We start from the raw sequence: 15,103 nt of genomic DNA, 5'->3' as shown, positions 1-15,103 counted from the left end.
AGCACTCGTGGTCCGACTGATGCACTTGTCAGTAATTTTGTTATTTTTTACAGACAAAAAACCAACGCTTCGCATCTTCTTGGGGCGCTTCGTCCGTAAAATCAGCACAAACTACAGCCTGAGTAAAACCAGCTGCCGCCAAGCGACTTAAATAGTCTTCTAACGGATAAGTCCGCTCCTCATGCACCTCGTCTTTGCGTGTGAAACGACCGTCCTCACCTTGAATGAAAAAGCTCAACTCATGCACGATTGAATGAGGCACATCCCCCTCAAAAGAGTCCCATAAAAAAGCAAAGTCTTCCGCATTTTCATGGTAAGAATAATTGGGGAAAACTTCATCGATTTGATGCAGTGAATGCACATCAAAGATAAAAGTTCCCCCATCAGCTAGCAAATCGGAGACGCCATCAAAAGTAGCTTGCAATTCTTCGAGGTTTTCAAGATAACAAAGCGAGTCAGAATAACAAGTTACGGCGTCAAATTTACCAAGCCCTGACAATTCACGCATATCTCCCGCTTTAAAGGTAATCTTAACTCCCGCTTGGCGAGCTTTCTGACTAGCTAAAGTGAGCATCTCTTGTGAAATATCAAGTCCTGTCACCTGATAACCCTCTTGAGCCAGGCGGACCGATAGAGCTCCTGAGCCACAAGCTAACTCAAAAATCGATTGAGTTGAAGCTGGCAAATGCCGTTTTGTAAAAGCTAACCAGTCATCATACAATTCCTGATCCATGACCTGATCATAGACCCGTGAAAAATCTTCGTAAAAGGCCATTTCTCCTCATTTCCCCTTTTAAAAAATTACTGACGAACCTGTCAGTAAAAAAATTAGTTTTAAACACACTGACAAGGTCATCAGTACAATTAGTCTGCGATATATTGTGAAACATCTACCAATGGCGCATCTGACCAGAGTTTTTCTAAGTTATAATGAGCACGTTCATCATGACCAAAGACACTGACCACAATGTCACCAAGATCGAGTAAGACCCAACCTGTTCGAGCATCACCTTCAATATGTCCAGCAGCTTGCACGCCAGCTAATTCAACTTGTTCTGCAATGTTATCTGCGATAGCATCGAGTTGACGGCTATTCATTGCTTCCATAATTACAAAATAATCCGCGATACCTGAAACTTCATTCATATCAAGTGCCACAATATCTAAAGCTTTTTTGTCATCGGCTGCTTTAACAACCACTTCTAATAATTTTTTTGAATCCAAATTTTCCTCCAAGCCCTTTACGAGCCTCATTTTATTTCTACACTGTCGCCCGAAGCGACTTGCTTTTCTTTTCCACTAAATCCACCCACCTCGCAAGGGTGTGTCAGACCTAGACCTCTTATTTTAACATAAAAAAACCAAGCAACCAAAAATAGCCTGCACTTTTTTAGAGCATCTTTATGAAACGCTTTTGTGAATGATTGCTGGTGTAACCGTGCTGCTCGTAAAAATGGTGGGCCGCATGGCGTTGTACACCTGAGTTTAAGCGGATTGCCTGAATGTTTCGCTCGCGCGCCCGTTCTTCAAGTGCTTGCAACAAATGCCCGCCAATCCCTTGTCCTTGCACGGCTTCGCTCACCACAAGTCCTAAAACATTTAACATCACTTCCGGTGAGTACACCGCCTCATAGGTTTCCGCTTCGATAAATCCTAAAACTTGATTTTCCTTTTCATACACGAAAAATTCATGGGAGCGATCTGGCAACAGTCGTGTAAGATTTTTGATCACATCTGCTTCACTGATAACATAACCTAATACGGCTGACAAAGCGGTAATTGCCGCACTATCAGATTGCTTTGCTCGTCTAATCATCCTGATATCTCCTTCTTACTGACCAAGCGATCAGCAAAAATTACCTCAAATAACCAATAAAAGTATTGTAAGCTTCCAACGTTTGCGGATAGATTGTCAAACGTTGCTCCGCCAGATAGTTAACAAGTCGCATCGTTTCAAAAGCCACCGCTTGATTCAAATCTTGCTTAGCAACAGCTCGAGCTTCGATCACCCCTGGAAAAACACGACCTTCTTCAATGTAATCAGCTACATACAACACTTTAGCAAGTGGTGACATGACACGATCTCCGACCGTGTGAATCTCGATTGCTCGCAAAATTTCAGGATCTTTTAGACCAAAGTCTTCCATCATTTTGTAAATGCCAACTTTTCCATGCCAGATATTATTATCCCAGTTTTTCAGATCTGTATCTAAGTCGTACTTATCAATCAAAGCAAGGAATGTTTCATCGTCCACTTCTTTGCAGTAATCATGTAAAAGCCCAGCCAAACTTGCCTTATGTGGATCAACCCCGTATTTTTTAGCTAAAGCAATCGCAGCCTTTTCCACACCAAGCATGTGCTGAAAACGCGAAGGTTTCACAGCAGCAGCTATTTGCTTTAACAACTCTTCACGTGACAAATTCACTTCCGGATAAAACTCAAACATACAAGCCTTCTTTCAAAATATAATCTAAAACTTTTGGTGCCAGTAAAAAATTGGGGACATAACCCTGATGCAATTGCTCCCGAATTAAATTACCCGAAATATCCATTATCGGCACATCCACCCAGAGAATAGGATAAGATGTCCCCGCACGATAGCGGGGGCGACGTACCCCAACCAGCTGAACCAGCTCCAAGAGTTCATCTATATGCGCCCAATGCGCCAAGCCTGAAATCATGTCTCCCCCAATAATGAAATAAAAATCACAATCAGGGTTTTCCTCATGAAGCTCACGGACAGTCTGATAAATTCCTTCGCTATTTTTTGCTTTGAGGCGACAAGCATCTACTTCAAGTCCTGGGTGACCTTCAAGAGCTGCCGTTAACATGGCTGCCACATGACCGTCTGTATTATGCTCTGGCAAAAAAACGACTTTTTCAAGATGGAGCGCTTGACGAACCTGGTCTGCTATGGTCAAGTGTCCAATATGGACGGGGTTAAAGTTCCCCCAAAAAAGACCGATTGCGCGTCGTTTTTTCGCTTCTTCTGTTTTTAATTTAACCTTCGTAAAAGGCGTCAAAAGATCTATTGCCATTCATTCACCTACACCATTTATGATTATTTTTATCTTTTATGTTATTTGATCAAGTTTTTTACATCCATTGAGATTTTGCGATTTTCTTTGCGTTCAGACACTTTAAAGACAATGACGTTACGTCCGATAATCTGCACCACATCAAGTCCCATTTCTTCAATTGCTTCTGCGACATCTGTTGCTGTTTCATCCGAGTTTTGTAAAATATTAACTTTGATTAACTCACGTGCATCGCAAGCAGAGCGAATGCTCGTCAAAATCTCATTGGACAAGCCCCCTTTACCAATTTGGACAATTGGTTTGATATTAACTGCTAAGCTACGAAGGTAACGTTTTTGTTTTCCATTTAATTCCATTTGTGTTTTCCGTTCTATATTTTAATTTTAATACTCATTCAATTTCCAACTCAATTCTGGTGCAATCAAGCCTTTAATCTGATACCCTTCTTCCCCTTCAACTACGGATTGGACCAAGGCAATTTTTCTTAGTTCAGGTAATTGATAGGCTTTCTCATAAGCCATTTCTATTTCAAAGGGTTCAAAAAGGTCATGAATTTTTTCCAAAATAGCTGTTTTCAGCCATTGCACGCCACCCTCAGATTTGATAGAAAGTTGGACAGCAGGGGCTAAGGTAGGCACAAAATCCTCCTTAACCAAATCCATCTTATTATAAACATTCAGCACAGGAATATTGGTAAGCTTCAAATCTTCCATGATTTTTAAAACTGTTTGTTCATGGATTTCGTGATGAGGGTTGCTGGCATCCACAACATGAATCAGTAAATCAACATTAGCTGATTCTTCTAGTGTTGATTTAAAAGCCTTAATCAGCTCTGTTGGCAGGTTTTGGATAAAACCGACCGTATCGGTCAGTGACACCGTAAAGTCTTCAACCAATTTAACTGCTTTTGTTGTGGCATCCAAAGTCGCAAAAAGTTCATTTTGCTCATATTGTTCTTTATCAAGCCCAACTAAAGCATTCATAATACTGGATTTCCCGGCATTGGTGTAACCAATTAAGCCAATCCGAAAAATTCCTGATTTTGAGCGTTTTTGGCGAATATTTTCCCTTGTTTTTTCAACTTTTTTGAGGGCTTTATCAATGTTTTCAATTCGAGTGCGAATATAACGTCGATCTGTTTCAAGCTTGGTTTCACCTGGCCCTTTAGAACCAATTCCCCCACCTTGACGGCTGAGCATAATCCCTTGTCCCACCAAACGAGGCAAAAGATAATTGAGCTGGGCTTCTTCAACTTGAAGCATTCCTTCATGCGAGCGCGCACGCATCGCAAAAATATCCAAAATCAATTGCATTCTATCGATGACTTTGACACCCAAAGCTTCTTCTAAATTGACATTTTGCCTTGGTGATAAGCGATCATTGAAAATAACCGTATCAATTTCACCCACTTCAATCGCCCAACGTATTTGTTCTAATTTTCCAGAACCAATCATTGTCCGACTATCTGGACGTTCTCTTTTTTGAGTGAATTGGTCAATAACCAAGCCGCCAGCTGTTTTTGTCAGTTCAGCAAGTTCAATCATTGATGACTCAAAAGCCTGAAAATTTTCAGCTGTTTCCACTCCAGCAAGGAGAACTCTTTCTTGTTTTTCTTCTAAATCTATCAAATTTTTAGTAAAATTTTCCTTTTTTATTTTTGTCAGCTGAGTTTAGACTAAAATTGTTATGGAGCCAAACTCTGCTCATTTATTTATTGAGTTGTCACAATCCTTTTGACTTGAGCATTTACTGATAGAGCTGTCAGTAATTTTTAAAAGCTTTTAGAAATGCTATCAATTCAGGGTTGGTTCCATATTTGAAAATATAGTCTAGCAAATCACTTTTTTCTAAAATCGGTTGAATAAATTCTACTGACAAGCCTGTCAACACGCTTATCATATCTGTTTGAGCTAATTCTTTGATTTCTTTTAGTTTCAGAGCATCCGCTTGTTTGCGTTCTGCCGATTCTTTTGGATAACCAACATTCATAGGTTCTTCAAACAATTTCTCTAAAGTAAATCTCAGATTCACTTCGCCCGCCCAACCAAAATTCAAACCAAGTGGCAAAGAAGCACAATTCCCCTGATTAATTCGTCCGAAAAGGTAAGCATCTGTAGGCGTTGGTAAATAGCCAGAAATCACATTGGGCAAAGCGTTGGCTGCAATGTTCATCCCATTTCCCGACGAACAGCCCGTTACAACGAAATCAACCGCACCAGAGTTAAGCAAAAGCCCAACACAAAGTGCAATTTGAACATAAGAAAATTTTTCTTCATTTTCACTTACACCAAAATTAAGAACTTCTGCATTCAGATGTGCCGTTGCACGCTTTGTTTCTTCAAACAAAACTTCATTTCGACCAATTTGAGTACTGGCTTGAATTACTGCAATTTTCATCAAACTTCCACCCTTTTCTTCTTAGCCAGATAACCGTTTTACCCAATCAAAGCCTTACGCACAACTACATCCACACCTTTTGGCACCCAAGCGGCAACAACTGCTTTTTGTGGCACCCGAACCCAGCCAAGACCAGAAAAGACAATGTCCGACTTGTCAGTAATTTTAAACTCACGACGAACCAATTTGGCACCAACCAAAGCAGGAGCCAAAAGTTCTCCTTTATGCTTTTCATAAAATTCAGTCGCACCTGCAAGTTTCGTCCGATGAACCTTAATTTCATTGTCAAAATAAGCTGTCATTCCTTGACGTTCGCCACTTATAAAATCAAAACGTGTCAAACCACCAAAGAACAAGGTTTGTTCAGGGTTGAGCTGATAAGTTTTCGGCTTAATTTCTTTACGCGGTGACACATATTTCAAATCTTCTGGTTCCAAATAATGAGCCATTTGCCCACGGTGAATAATCCCCGGTGTGTCAATCAATGCCGAATCTTCATCAAGCGGAATTTCAATCTTATCAAGAGTTGTCCCAGGGAAACGTGAAGTTGTAATCACATCCTCAGAACCTGAGGCTGATTTAATAATCGCATTAATCAAAGTTGATTTCCCAACATTCGTGACACCAACCACATAGACATCACGACCATGTCGATAATGTTCAATGGCTTCCATCAACTCAGCCACATCATCTTTATTTTGAGCTGAAGTCACTAAAATATCTTTAGGTTTAAGCCCCCGCGCGCCTGCTTGTTCTCTCAACCAAGCAGTTAATTTCCCAACTTTTAGTGATTTTGGCAAAACATCACGTTTATTGGCAACCATGAGCAAATCATTTCCACCAGTCAATTTATGAAGGTTAGGAATCAAAGAGCCATTAAAGTCAAAAATATCAACCACATTGACAATCAAAGCATCATGTTGACCAATTTCTTTAAGTAAACGCAAAAAATCTGCATCCGTCAAACTTGTCGGTGCAATCTCATTATAATGGCGCAAGCGGAAACAACGCTGACAGTATAAATCCTCATCGTTCTCAATTTTTTTCTTCAAAGCACCCGCAGGCAAAAAGCCAAGTGCATTTTTATCCTCAGTTTGAATTTTTGCACCACACCCAATACAGTACAAATCTTCCATCGTATTTTCGTTTTCAATCATATTGCTTATTATACCACATTTCGCTAGTAATTTTGAGGGTATTTTCTGCCTTAAAACCCTTTATTTTCTTACTGACAGCCCTATCAGTAACTTTAATAAAAAAAAGTGAGCCGAACCATCTGTTCACTCACTTTTTCTTTTATTCACACTTATTTTTATCTAGTAGTTTACCCTACAAAAAACTTAATGTACAGAATAGTTGGGTGCTTCTTTCGTGATTTGTACATCATGCGGATGAGATTCTTTCAAACCAGCTCCAGACATTTCAATAAATTGAGCAGATTCGTGCAAAGCTAAAATATCTGCAGCACCTGTATAACCCATACCAGCCTTCAAACCACCCAACATTTGGAAAATAATGTCTGTTGCGCTTCCTTTATAAGCCACGCGTCCTTCAATACCTTCTGGAACAAGTTTATTAGCTTCATTAACAGCCCCTTGGAAATAACGGTCTTTAGACCCTTTTTTCATTGCTGCTAAGCTACCCATTCCACGGTAAGTTTTAAACTTACGACCTTGGAAGATTTCAAATTCACCAGGAGATTCGTCAGTACCTGCAAGCATTGAACCAAGCATAACTGCATCTCCACCAGCAGCAAGCGCCTTAACAATATCACCAGAATATTTGATCCCACCATCAGCGATGATTGTTTTACCAAACTCACGCGCCACATTTGCTGCATCATAAATGGCTGTAATTTGCGGAACACCTACACCAGCAACAACACGAGTCGTACAGATAGAACCAGGACCGATCCCAACTTTAACCACATCAACACCAGCTTCAAACAAAGCACGCGCACCCTCACCAGTAGCAATATTACCAGCAATCAACGTCCGGTCTGGGAAATGATCACGGATTTCACGGATCTTACGTAAAACACCAGCGGAATGCCCATGAGCCGTATCAATGACAATCGCATCAGCGCCAGCAGCGAACAAAGCTTCTGCACGTTCAAATGTATCAGAAGAAACACCTACCGCACCAGCCACTAAAAGACGCCCTTGTTCATCTTTCGCCGCATTTGGAAATTCAATCACACGTTCAATATCTTTAATGGTAATCAAACCAGCTAACTTACCTTCTTCATCCACCAAAGGCAATTTTTCGATTTTATGTTCTTGCAAGATTTGAGCAGCGGTGTCTAGTGTAGTCCCAACAGGTGCCGTAATCAAATTTTCAGCAGTCATCATGTTTTTGATTTGTTGATTATAATCTGTAATAAAACGCAAATCACGATTTGTAATAATTCCTACCAATTTACGATTTTCAAGTGTATCCACAATTGGTACACCAGAAATACGGTAAGTTGCCATCAAATTTTCTGCTTCTTCAATTTTGTGTTCTGGTGTCAAGAAAAAAGGATCTGTAATAACGCCAGACTCAGAACGTTTGACTTTGTGAATTTCTTCCGCCTGTTGTTCAATAGACATATTTTTATGGACAACACCTAGACCACCTTGGCGCGCCATCGCAATAGCCATTTTTGAGTCAGTAACAGTATCCATTGCAGCCGAGATAATCGGAACATTCAATGTCAAATTTTTTGCCAATTTCGTTTTCATACTCACCTCGTTTGGCAACACATGAGATTCTGCTGGAATCAGCAACACATCATCAAAAGTAAATCCTTTTTTCAAAAACTTAGTTTCCCAGTTTGACATCGAAATTATTCCTCCATTTATCAGTCAGCTCCAAAAGTATGACTGTATTTCTATGGCTCCCGCCATTTTTTTATTTTTACTATTCTACCACTTATTCATAAGCATTTCAACAACTGATTTATCATCTTTATAAAAAGCTAAACTATACGAGACAAACTTCAGTATATCATTTTCCCTTTAACGCCTTTCATGATAAAATAGTTCCATCATAATTATTATGAATTTTTACAGTTTTCTCATTAAAACGTAGCCTTTTATAACCTCCCATAAACATTTGACCCGAACCCCTAACGTGTTTTTACCAAAACGCAACAAAGACAGGCTAATATAATTGTAAAATAATAATAGTTGCATCTTTAAATTATTTACTTTATCAACTAGAAAGACAAAATAAATGAAACTAAAAAAACGTTATCTTTTTTCTCTTCTTATTATTACAGGACTTTTTGCTTTACCCGCACACGCAGATGACACCGTTTCTCAAGTCGATCACCCGATGGGCTACTATACTCAGCAAGAGACGCAAGAGGAAGCCTCCTCATCAGCACAAAACACAGAAGAAAATGAAACTTCTAATGCACCACAAGCCCGTTCTTTTTCTGCAGCTTCAGCAAGCGTTCCGTCCAACTTAAGCTCTAACGATACTTCACTTCCGCGGCGAGATGCCGTTGACGTCTCCAGTTATCAATCGTGGATGACGCAGGCAGATTTCAACTCGCTTAAAGCATCAGGTGTTAAGACGATTATTGTCAAGCTAACAGAGGGAACTTACTATAAAAACCCCTATGCGGCAAATCAAATTAAGATGGCACAAAATGCTGGACTCAAAGTGGCAACCTATCACTTTGCGATCTTTGGGAGCACGAGCAACCAAGCCACCGCTAACGCCCAAGCCCAAGCGGAAGCAACTTACTATGTTAACATGGCAAAATCCTTAGGTCTAAGTACTGGTACAGTAATGATAGAAGATGCTGAGTATACAGGTACGTCGTCATCATTATGGACCCAAGCTTCACAGAACTTCACGAACAAAGTTAAAGCGCTTGGATATAAAAATGTACGCTACTACACCTCGAAAAACTGGGCCGAAAACGGCACGATGAAACCTGCTACTCTGGGTGCTAAAAATTTCTGGGTGGCTCAATATCTCTATGGAAAACCTTCTGCTAGCAACTTACAAAATACTCAATATGGGGCTTGGCAATATACGAGCCAAATGTATTTCCAAGGTACAGCTAATTTGAGAGCTAACGCCGTTGATACTTCTATCGATTATAATAACATCTTCAACCCAACTTCCACAAATGATGTCTATCGTATGTACAACCCTAATAGTGGTGAGCATTTCTATACGATGAACTTTTATGAAGTAACTTCTCTACAAAATAGTGGATGGCACTATGAAGGAGTTGGTTGGGTTTCTTCTACAGCAAAGACAGCTCCTGTCTACCGGCTTTATAATAAAAATGGAGGCTACCATTTTTACACTACAAGTAGTTATGAAAAAGATCAACTTGTTAAAAAAGGGTGGAGATATGAAGGTATTAGCTTCTACAGCGGAGGTTCTAAAGCTGTACACCGCGCTTATAATCCTAACAATGGAATGCATAACTACACTTTAAATTCTTATGAACAAAATTCACTTGTAAAATTAGGGTGGAGAAATGAAGGCACGGCATGGAAATCTAATTAACTTGAACAAAAATCACTAGAAAAAAATATCGGTTCGACCGATATTTTTTTATCTCAGCGATAATTTAATGAGATTTTATAATATTCTTCAAGTTTATATTTAAGAGCTTTATTGTTCAGTTCAATTCCTACATTTCTCATAGTATCCTTTTGACTTACGCCCTGCGTATTATAAAGCTTATTTTGTATCGCTGTAATATACTGAAATGGATTTTTAGTGTCACTAAATAGTGAATCACCCAAAAAATAATTTAAATGTTCCTCATCATCAAGTAAATCTAATACTGTAGGAGTTAATGATAAACTATTTTTCCCTCCCACATTTATATTTCTTGGTTCTACCCCTGGGTAATAAATCATCAAGGGTATTGGAGCAGCAAAATAGTTCCTTGTTGTCTTAAATGTTGCATTGTAAATTGGATCAGGAAAAGTACTATGATCAGATGTAAATATAACCATTGTATTATTAACCAAACCGCTTTCTTTAATTTTCTTCCAAAATTTACCAAAAGCATCATCCAAATTATAATACTTATTAAGATAGGTATTTTTACCGTCGCCATACTTCATATCCGTACTGACGCCTACATGTGTCTGGTAAGTATAGTCCACAAGTAGAAAAGGATCTTCCATAGAATTCATTTTCACTGCTTGATTAAAGAGTAAATTATAATTTTCCTGATCCGCTAAAATCTTTTCACCTACACTCGTTGTCAGACTATCAGAAGAGCCTGATACGATACGATCAAATCCTAAATGTTTGAGATAAGTGGTCCAAGTTTTTTGCTCTGGTTCTGGATTAATCATCATCGTTTGATAACCCTGTTTTTTCAATATTTTTTGGAGGGATACTTGATTAGTTTGTAACATTTTAGCTACACCACTCGTTCCATTCTCGTACCCTTCAGAATATTGCTGTGAAGAAAAAAGCTGACCTCGTAAACCTCTATAAGTTGCTGCCGTATGATTAAAGTAATCAGTAAAATTAAGTGTTTCCTTAGAAAATTGATTTAAATTAGGTGTAATATTTAAACCTAAATCATTATTTACATCCATTATTTCAGAACTGAAACCTTCTGTAAAAATAATTATTATATTCGGTTTATTTAAATTAGTTTTAACACCGTTCTCAACGTTTGATCTTTCAAAAGTCTTATATACCCGTTGCTTGTCGTTACTATTTTCCCCAAGATTTACCGTAAGCCTAACTACTTCATAGTACTCTTTTACGAAGTCCTTCCACCCCAAAAATGGAGTTTTAGAGCCAAATATGCCCATAAATATATAAATGAGCACTATGAAAGTAAAACTAACGAGTTTCCCGATATTATTAAAACGCAAGCTATAAATAGGCAACAATGATATCATAACAGCCAATACTATAGCGAATAAATATAGTAGTAACGAGGAACCCAAAGCACTCAAATTTTCTAAGTTATTCCACATAATATATGTAGTGAATGTCCCAGAAAAAGCAACTACACCAAGATTAATCAAGAATAGGAGAGTAGAAATAAAGGAGGTTATATAACGAGCGACTGACCATTTCAAGGGCAAGAGTTGTACCAGTAAATAGAGAGCAAAATATTCTACTAAGCTAGAAAAAAATAAATTAAAATCCCAACTATTTTTAATACTAGCTCCAGTAACAACTATAAAAATGAGTATAAGTTTACACAAAGCCAGATAAAATTTTTTCTTCGTCATCACATTCACATATGTTTCACTCTGATTTTCTTTTTTCTTTATCATATCTCATTATAACGCTTTCTGAAAAGGTTAACAAACCAAAAGTCTAAGAGAAAAATTTGAAGCATCAAAAAAGAGCAGTTGTACGCCAAATGCTAAACTGCTCTCTTTTAAAAATGAAATCCTTTAGTTTCCTCATTTTACAAGGCCAAAATAACGCCCCAAAAATTATTCACTATTAATATGATATTAGAAAGCACAGCCAAAGATATAACCAAAGCAACTATTACTCTAGTTTCCTTTATCTTAGCCTTAAAATAGGTGCTCCCGCTGAACAATACTAGCAATAAAAATAAAGGAGTGAAATATCTACCCTGAACCCCGCTTATCGCACCCACTAACTGGTTTGCAGCCGTTGTTCCTGTATCGTAATAGCCGGATATCATATATTGGAAATATACAGCTAAAATATTTAAGATTAATAACAACAATGCTCCGAAACTGATTAATTTAGATTTCACAAATTTTTCTTCAGCTAATAAGCACAATATAAGTAAAACGCACCAAGAAACTGTTACCCAAATCGGAATTGAATTTGTGCGATATGGACTTACAAAAAGAGAAGTAAACATTGGTGGAGCAACATTACTTACAAGATTAACTACTAATCTTCTGAGTACATAAAAAATTCCGCCATATCTCTGCAAAATTACGATAGCAGCAACGATAAAAGCTAGTACAGCCGCTAACAATGCCCCTATTTTCATCAAATTTAAGTTGTGATTTCTTTTCTTTCTTCTTCTGTCATAAGAGAGCGTGCTACTTTTACTACTAATAGGGCTGTACTTACCTTTTTTATGAACATGCTTATTAAACCATATTGCTACTACAATTAATGGATAAATTATTATTATAGTTTTAAAATTAAGCTTCGCGGCTACTAATATCAAAAAACTAACTATAAGCATTTCCAATATATTTTTGGGAGATAGCTTATTATCATCTACTACATTTATCGCTACAGCCACTGAGGCTGCTACCAAAACATAAGACAGTGCATCATAAGAAAAACTTGAAAATTGACTTACAATAACCGGAGACAGCATCAATGCCGTGAAGGTTAACTTCCCTTTTTTCAATCTTTTTATTATAAAATAAATTAATAAGCTATATACTAGACTGGATAGGAGCCTACCAAATACTACCATTACTCCAATGGAAGGGTAAATATGGTAGCCTATCCATATGCCGATTGCCGGGATAATATGACCTAATTGAGCATAATCTAGGATATTTCCCCCTATTTCCCGAGGAAAGTTTTTAGCTTCAGTTATATAAGCCTCATTCAGATAATATTTTTCGAAATGAGTACCATCTACATAAGACTGGCTTTGCCCCGTCAGCGATGTTGTAACCGACGTAGAACCATAACGTGAAATATCTACAACTAAGCCAACCAAGTTGGCCGACGCTTCAAAATGATACGGGGAATCTGGTTCATTGAAAATAGGGTTAACTACTGAAGAAAAGAGACCTAAGACGACCGCTACTATTAAATAAATTTTATGTATATTTCTACTCATTGCATTAGTATCATGGCTTTGTTCTAACTGACTGATATCTAACTCCATATTTCTATTAATCATTTATCTACTTCCTACGTAAATTTCAGAATAAGTAATAAAACAAGTATTACTACAACAACTCCTAAAGCTATACCTCCTAAAACTCTGAGTGAAGAGTAGTTAGATACTTTATCATCAGAAGTAACCGACAGCACATTATATTCAGACTGACCAGCAGAATAGTCTCCTATCAAGCTATTCACTTTATAATTTTGGGTCAGGGCATCCCCTACGCTATTTTTACCGTTCATTTCATTAAAAGTAGTAAAAGGAATAATTGACTGCTTTAAATCATAACCTTCTGCGGCCTTTATAGGATACAAGAAATAATCTTTGCTGCTAGCTAGGCCTACTATCTTAATTAATGACTGATTAGTTTTCGTTTCTCTTTTCGCGTTAAAATCAAATAGGCTAGTATTTAAAGGAATTGACATCCCACTCGATACACCTAGCGAATAGATATTCCCACCTTCAAGTACTAAAGGCTCAATAGAGGAAACGGACGATAAATCAGCTACCTCTACCCAATTGCCAGTTTGAGTGTATATATCATAATTATCCCCCCTTTTTTTACCTAAAAGATACTGCGCACCACTCGCAAGTTTATTTTTTTCAGTATCCATCATTACAAAATTAATCCCAGTAGATGTTACTGAAGGCGATGTGCCAGTCAAATTGTCTTTTCCATTACTTAACGATAATTTAAAAGCAAAAGTTTGTTTAGCTGTCTGATAAGCGTTAATAGGAATAGTCAGTTCCATAGTATCAGTACTTGGTGGAAAATTTATTTGACGTTTTAAGTTGACTTGTGGTGAGATGTGCGCATGAATCTCTATCGTTACGTCTTCCTCAGAAGGATCTAACTTGATATTATAATTATATAACGGAAGATTAACCAATGAAGCACCAAGTAAAGTAATTACACCATCGTAATTATCATTTATTTGCGAGATGCTTGTGATACTAGGTTCGTAGACACTCGGTGTAATTATTGGATTATAGTAATCTGTCTGGGTATAGGGCACTGAAATATCATCAATTGTTAAGTTTGCTTGCGGAGCGATTGTTAAATTTGCACCATCTTTTAAATAAGCAGCTTTTATTTTTACTACATACTTAATACTCTCTCCAGACTCAATAGTATATTGATTTGTACCACTTAAACTAGATTTAGGCATGTCTACTGTTTTAATCGTCATACCTGAATCAGGATTAGATAAATCTAGACTAATATTTTTTGTTGCTTCAGTGATATCTACTATTTTCTGTAATCGATTATCCGAATCAAATATCGCAGTATAACCTAAAGGTAATTTAGCCTCCCCTTTTCCCTCTTTGTTTGTAAAAGGTTCACCTTTTACTTTGGGGGCTTTAAAAGTAATAGCTGTACTATCTTTTCCACCAGCTATGATATTCCCAGCCCCATTTAGTGTCATCGCGGCATTATAACTGTCATTTATTATTTTATTCAATATATAGAGAGCATCTGATGAGGTATTTTTAACCCCAGGCCCAATAGTGTATGTGCCCGATATTTTTAACGCTTTATCGTCCTTTGAATAAATATCTCCCAATTTTGTCCAAGCTTGAGAGGATACATCTCTATCAGTAAAGCTTCCCTCAACTATTTTTTGATAAAGAACATCAACATTTATTGCATTATACTTTCCTCCAGAAACTGGCTGTCCAAAATCCGTAACTCTAAGTTCAACCTTCTTCTCGACTTTCCCGTCTGTAGTCTTGGCATTCACTGTGAGAGGGCTTCCTTGTGCGAAAAATAGAAAAATATTGATTAGAAAAAATATTTTTACTAATTTTTTTAATAGTTCACTTGGCATT

Annotated in this window: 14 protein-coding genes; 1 reads left to right on the top strand and 13 read right to left on the bottom strand. The window is 37.7% G+C overall.

What is annotated here, in order from left to right; translation table 11 throughout:
- Positions 1 to 40: 40 nt before the first annotated feature.
- The 10 genes from JKP71_RS02980 to guaB all read right to left on the bottom strand — a co-directional run bounded on the left by JKP71_RS02980 (position 41) and on the right by guaB (position 8,258).
- A complete protein-coding gene (locus JKP71_RS02980) occupies positions 41 to 775 on the bottom strand; it encodes a class I SAM-dependent DNA methyltransferase (RefSeq protein ID WP_200406987.1) in 735 nt (244 codons plus the stop codon).
- Positions 776 to 864: 89 nt separating this feature from the next.
- Complete coding sequence (gene rsfS / locus JKP71_RS02975; RefSeq protein WP_075525211.1) at positions 865 to 1,224, bottom strand: ribosome silencing factor; 360 nt, start codon at positions 1,222 to 1,224, stop codon at positions 865 to 867.
- A 166-nt stretch (positions 1,225 to 1,390) separates the two neighbouring features.
- Complete coding sequence (locus JKP71_RS02970; protein ID WP_200406986.1) at positions 1,391 to 1,816, bottom strand: GNAT family N-acetyltransferase; 426 nt, start codon at positions 1,814 to 1,816, stop codon at positions 1,391 to 1,393.
- Positions 1,817 to 1,856: 40 nt separating this feature from the next.
- The gene (gene yqeK / locus JKP71_RS02965; RefSeq protein ID WP_075525209.1) at positions 1,857 to 2,447 is read right to left on the bottom strand and encodes a bis(5'-nucleosyl)-tetraphosphatase (symmetrical) YqeK; all 591 of its coding nucleotides are present in this window, start codon (positions 2,445 to 2,447) and stop codon (positions 1,857 to 1,859) included.
- The gene (locus tag JKP71_RS02960; RefSeq protein WP_075525208.1) at positions 2,440 to 3,039 is read right to left on the bottom strand and encodes a nicotinate-nucleotide adenylyltransferase; all 600 of its coding nucleotides are present in this window, start codon (positions 3,037 to 3,039) and stop codon (positions 2,440 to 2,442) included. The genes yqeK and JKP71_RS02960 overlap by 8 nt, the downstream gene beginning before the upstream one ends.
- A 41-nt stretch (positions 3,040 to 3,080) precedes the next feature.
- Positions 3,081 to 3,395 carry a ribosome assembly RNA-binding protein YhbY gene (gene yhbY / locus JKP71_RS02955; protein WP_200406985.1) on the bottom strand — a complete coding sequence of 105 codons (315 nt, stop codon included), beginning with the start codon at positions 3,393 to 3,395 and terminating at the stop codon, positions 3,081 to 3,083.
- Between the two features lie 27 nt (positions 3,396 to 3,422).
- A complete protein-coding gene (gene hflX, locus JKP71_RS02950) occupies positions 3,423 to 4,667 on the bottom strand; it encodes a GTPase HflX (RefSeq protein WP_200406984.1) in 1,245 nt (414 codons plus the stop codon).
- A 133-nt stretch (positions 4,668 to 4,800) separates the two neighbouring features.
- Positions 4,801 to 5,436 carry an RpiB/LacA/LacB family sugar-phosphate isomerase gene (locus tag JKP71_RS02945; protein WP_200406983.1) on the bottom strand — a complete coding sequence of 212 codons (636 nt, stop codon included), beginning with the start codon at positions 5,434 to 5,436 and terminating at the stop codon, positions 4,801 to 4,803.
- 38 nt (positions 5,437 to 5,474) lie between these two features.
- Positions 5,475 to 6,572, bottom strand: a complete 1,098-nt coding sequence (gene yqeH / locus JKP71_RS02940) for a ribosome biogenesis GTPase YqeH (RefSeq protein ID WP_200407118.1) — start codon at positions 6,570 to 6,572, stop codon at positions 5,475 to 5,477.
- A gap of 204 nt (positions 6,573 to 6,776) precedes the next feature.
- Positions 6,777 to 8,258 carry an IMP dehydrogenase gene (guaB, locus tag JKP71_RS02935; RefSeq protein ID WP_075525204.1) on the bottom strand — a complete coding sequence of 494 codons (1,482 nt, stop codon included), beginning with the start codon at positions 8,256 to 8,258 and terminating at the stop codon, positions 6,777 to 6,779.
- A gap of 394 nt (positions 8,259 to 8,652) precedes the next feature.
- Here guaB and JKP71_RS02930 point away from each other — a divergent pair, with 394 nt between their 5' ends.
- The gene (locus JKP71_RS02930; RefSeq protein WP_200406982.1) at positions 8,653 to 9,951 is read left to right on the top strand and encodes a GH25 family lysozyme; all 1,299 of its coding nucleotides are present in this window, start codon (positions 8,653 to 8,655) and stop codon (positions 9,949 to 9,951) included.
- 53 nt (positions 9,952 to 10,004) lie between these two features.
- On the opposite strand, the gene JKP71_RS02925 is transcribed toward JKP71_RS02930, so the two are convergent.
- The 3 genes from JKP71_RS02925 to JKP71_RS02915 all read right to left on the bottom strand — a co-directional run bounded on the left by JKP71_RS02925 (position 10,005) and on the right by JKP71_RS02915 (position 15,102).
- On the bottom strand, positions 10,005 to 11,702 hold the full coding sequence (locus JKP71_RS02925; RefSeq protein ID WP_200406981.1) for an LTA synthase family protein: 1,698 nt from the start codon (positions 11,700 to 11,702) through the stop codon (positions 10,005 to 10,007).
- A gap of 137 nt (positions 11,703 to 11,839) precedes the next feature.
- Positions 11,840 to 13,285: a DUF2142 domain-containing protein gene (locus JKP71_RS02920; RefSeq protein ID WP_075525201.1), complete on the bottom strand. Its 1,446-nt coding sequence runs from the start codon at positions 13,283 to 13,285 to the stop codon at positions 11,840 to 11,842.
- Positions 13,286 to 13,296: 11 nt separating this feature from the next.
- Positions 13,297 to 15,102 (bottom strand): hypothetical protein, encoded by a 1,806-nt coding sequence (locus tag JKP71_RS02915; protein ID WP_200406980.1) that lies wholly within the window; start codon positions 15,100 to 15,102, stop codon positions 13,297 to 13,299.
- Position 15,103: the final 1 nt, after the last annotated feature.

Source organism: Lactococcus taiwanensis (genome assembly GCF_014905395.1).
In the GTDB taxonomy this organism is placed as follows: domain Bacteria; phylum Bacillota; class Bacilli; order Lactobacillales; family Streptococcaceae; genus Lactococcus; species Lactococcus taiwanensis.
This window is presented reverse-complemented; position numbering and strand designations above follow the sequence as displayed.

Excerpts from the sequence above, each read along its gene's own strand:
- JKP71_RS02980 (WP_200406987.1), bottom strand. The coding sequence starts at position 775 with ATGGCCTTTTACGAAGATTTTTCACGGGTCTATGATCAGGTCATGGAT.
- JKP71_RS02970 (WP_200406986.1), bottom strand. The coding sequence starts at position 1,816 with ATGATTAGACGAGCAAAGCAATCTGATAGTGCGGCAATTACCGCTTTG.
- yqeK (WP_075525209.1), bottom strand. The coding sequence starts at position 2,447 with ATGTTTGAGTTTTATCCGGAAGTGAATTTGTCACGTGAAGAGTTGTTA.
- JKP71_RS02960 (WP_075525208.1), bottom strand. The coding sequence starts at position 3,039 with ATGGCAATAGATCTTTTGACGCCTTTTACGAAGGTTAAATTAAAAACA.
- yhbY (WP_200406985.1), bottom strand. The coding sequence starts at position 3,395 with ATGGAATTAAATGGAAAACAAAAACGTTACCTTCGTAGCTTAGCAGTT.
- JKP71_RS02945 (WP_200406983.1), bottom strand. The coding sequence starts at position 5,436 with ATGAAAATTGCAGTAATTCAAGCCAGTACTCAAATTGGTCGAAATGAA.
- yqeH (WP_200407118.1), bottom strand. The coding sequence starts at position 6,572 with ATGGAAGATTTGTACTGTATTGGGTGTGGTGCAAAAATTCAAACTGAG.
- guaB (WP_075525204.1), bottom strand. The coding sequence starts at position 8,258 with ATGTCAAACTGGGAAACTAAGTTTTTGAAAAAAGGATTTACTTTTGAT.
- JKP71_RS02930 (WP_200406982.1), top strand. The coding sequence starts at position 8,653 with ATGAAACTAAAAAAACGTTATCTTTTTTCTCTTCTTATTATTACAGGA.
- JKP71_RS02925 (WP_200406981.1), bottom strand. The coding sequence starts at position 11,702 with ATGATAAAGAAAAAAGAAAATCAGAGTGAAACATATGTGAATGTGATG.
- JKP71_RS02920 (WP_075525201.1), bottom strand. The coding sequence starts at position 13,285 with ATGATTAATAGAAATATGGAGTTAGATATCAGTCAGTTAGAACAAAGC.
- JKP71_RS02915 (WP_200406980.1), bottom strand. The coding sequence starts at position 15,102 with ATGCCAAGTGAACTATTAAAAAAATTAGTAAAAATATTTTTTCTAATC.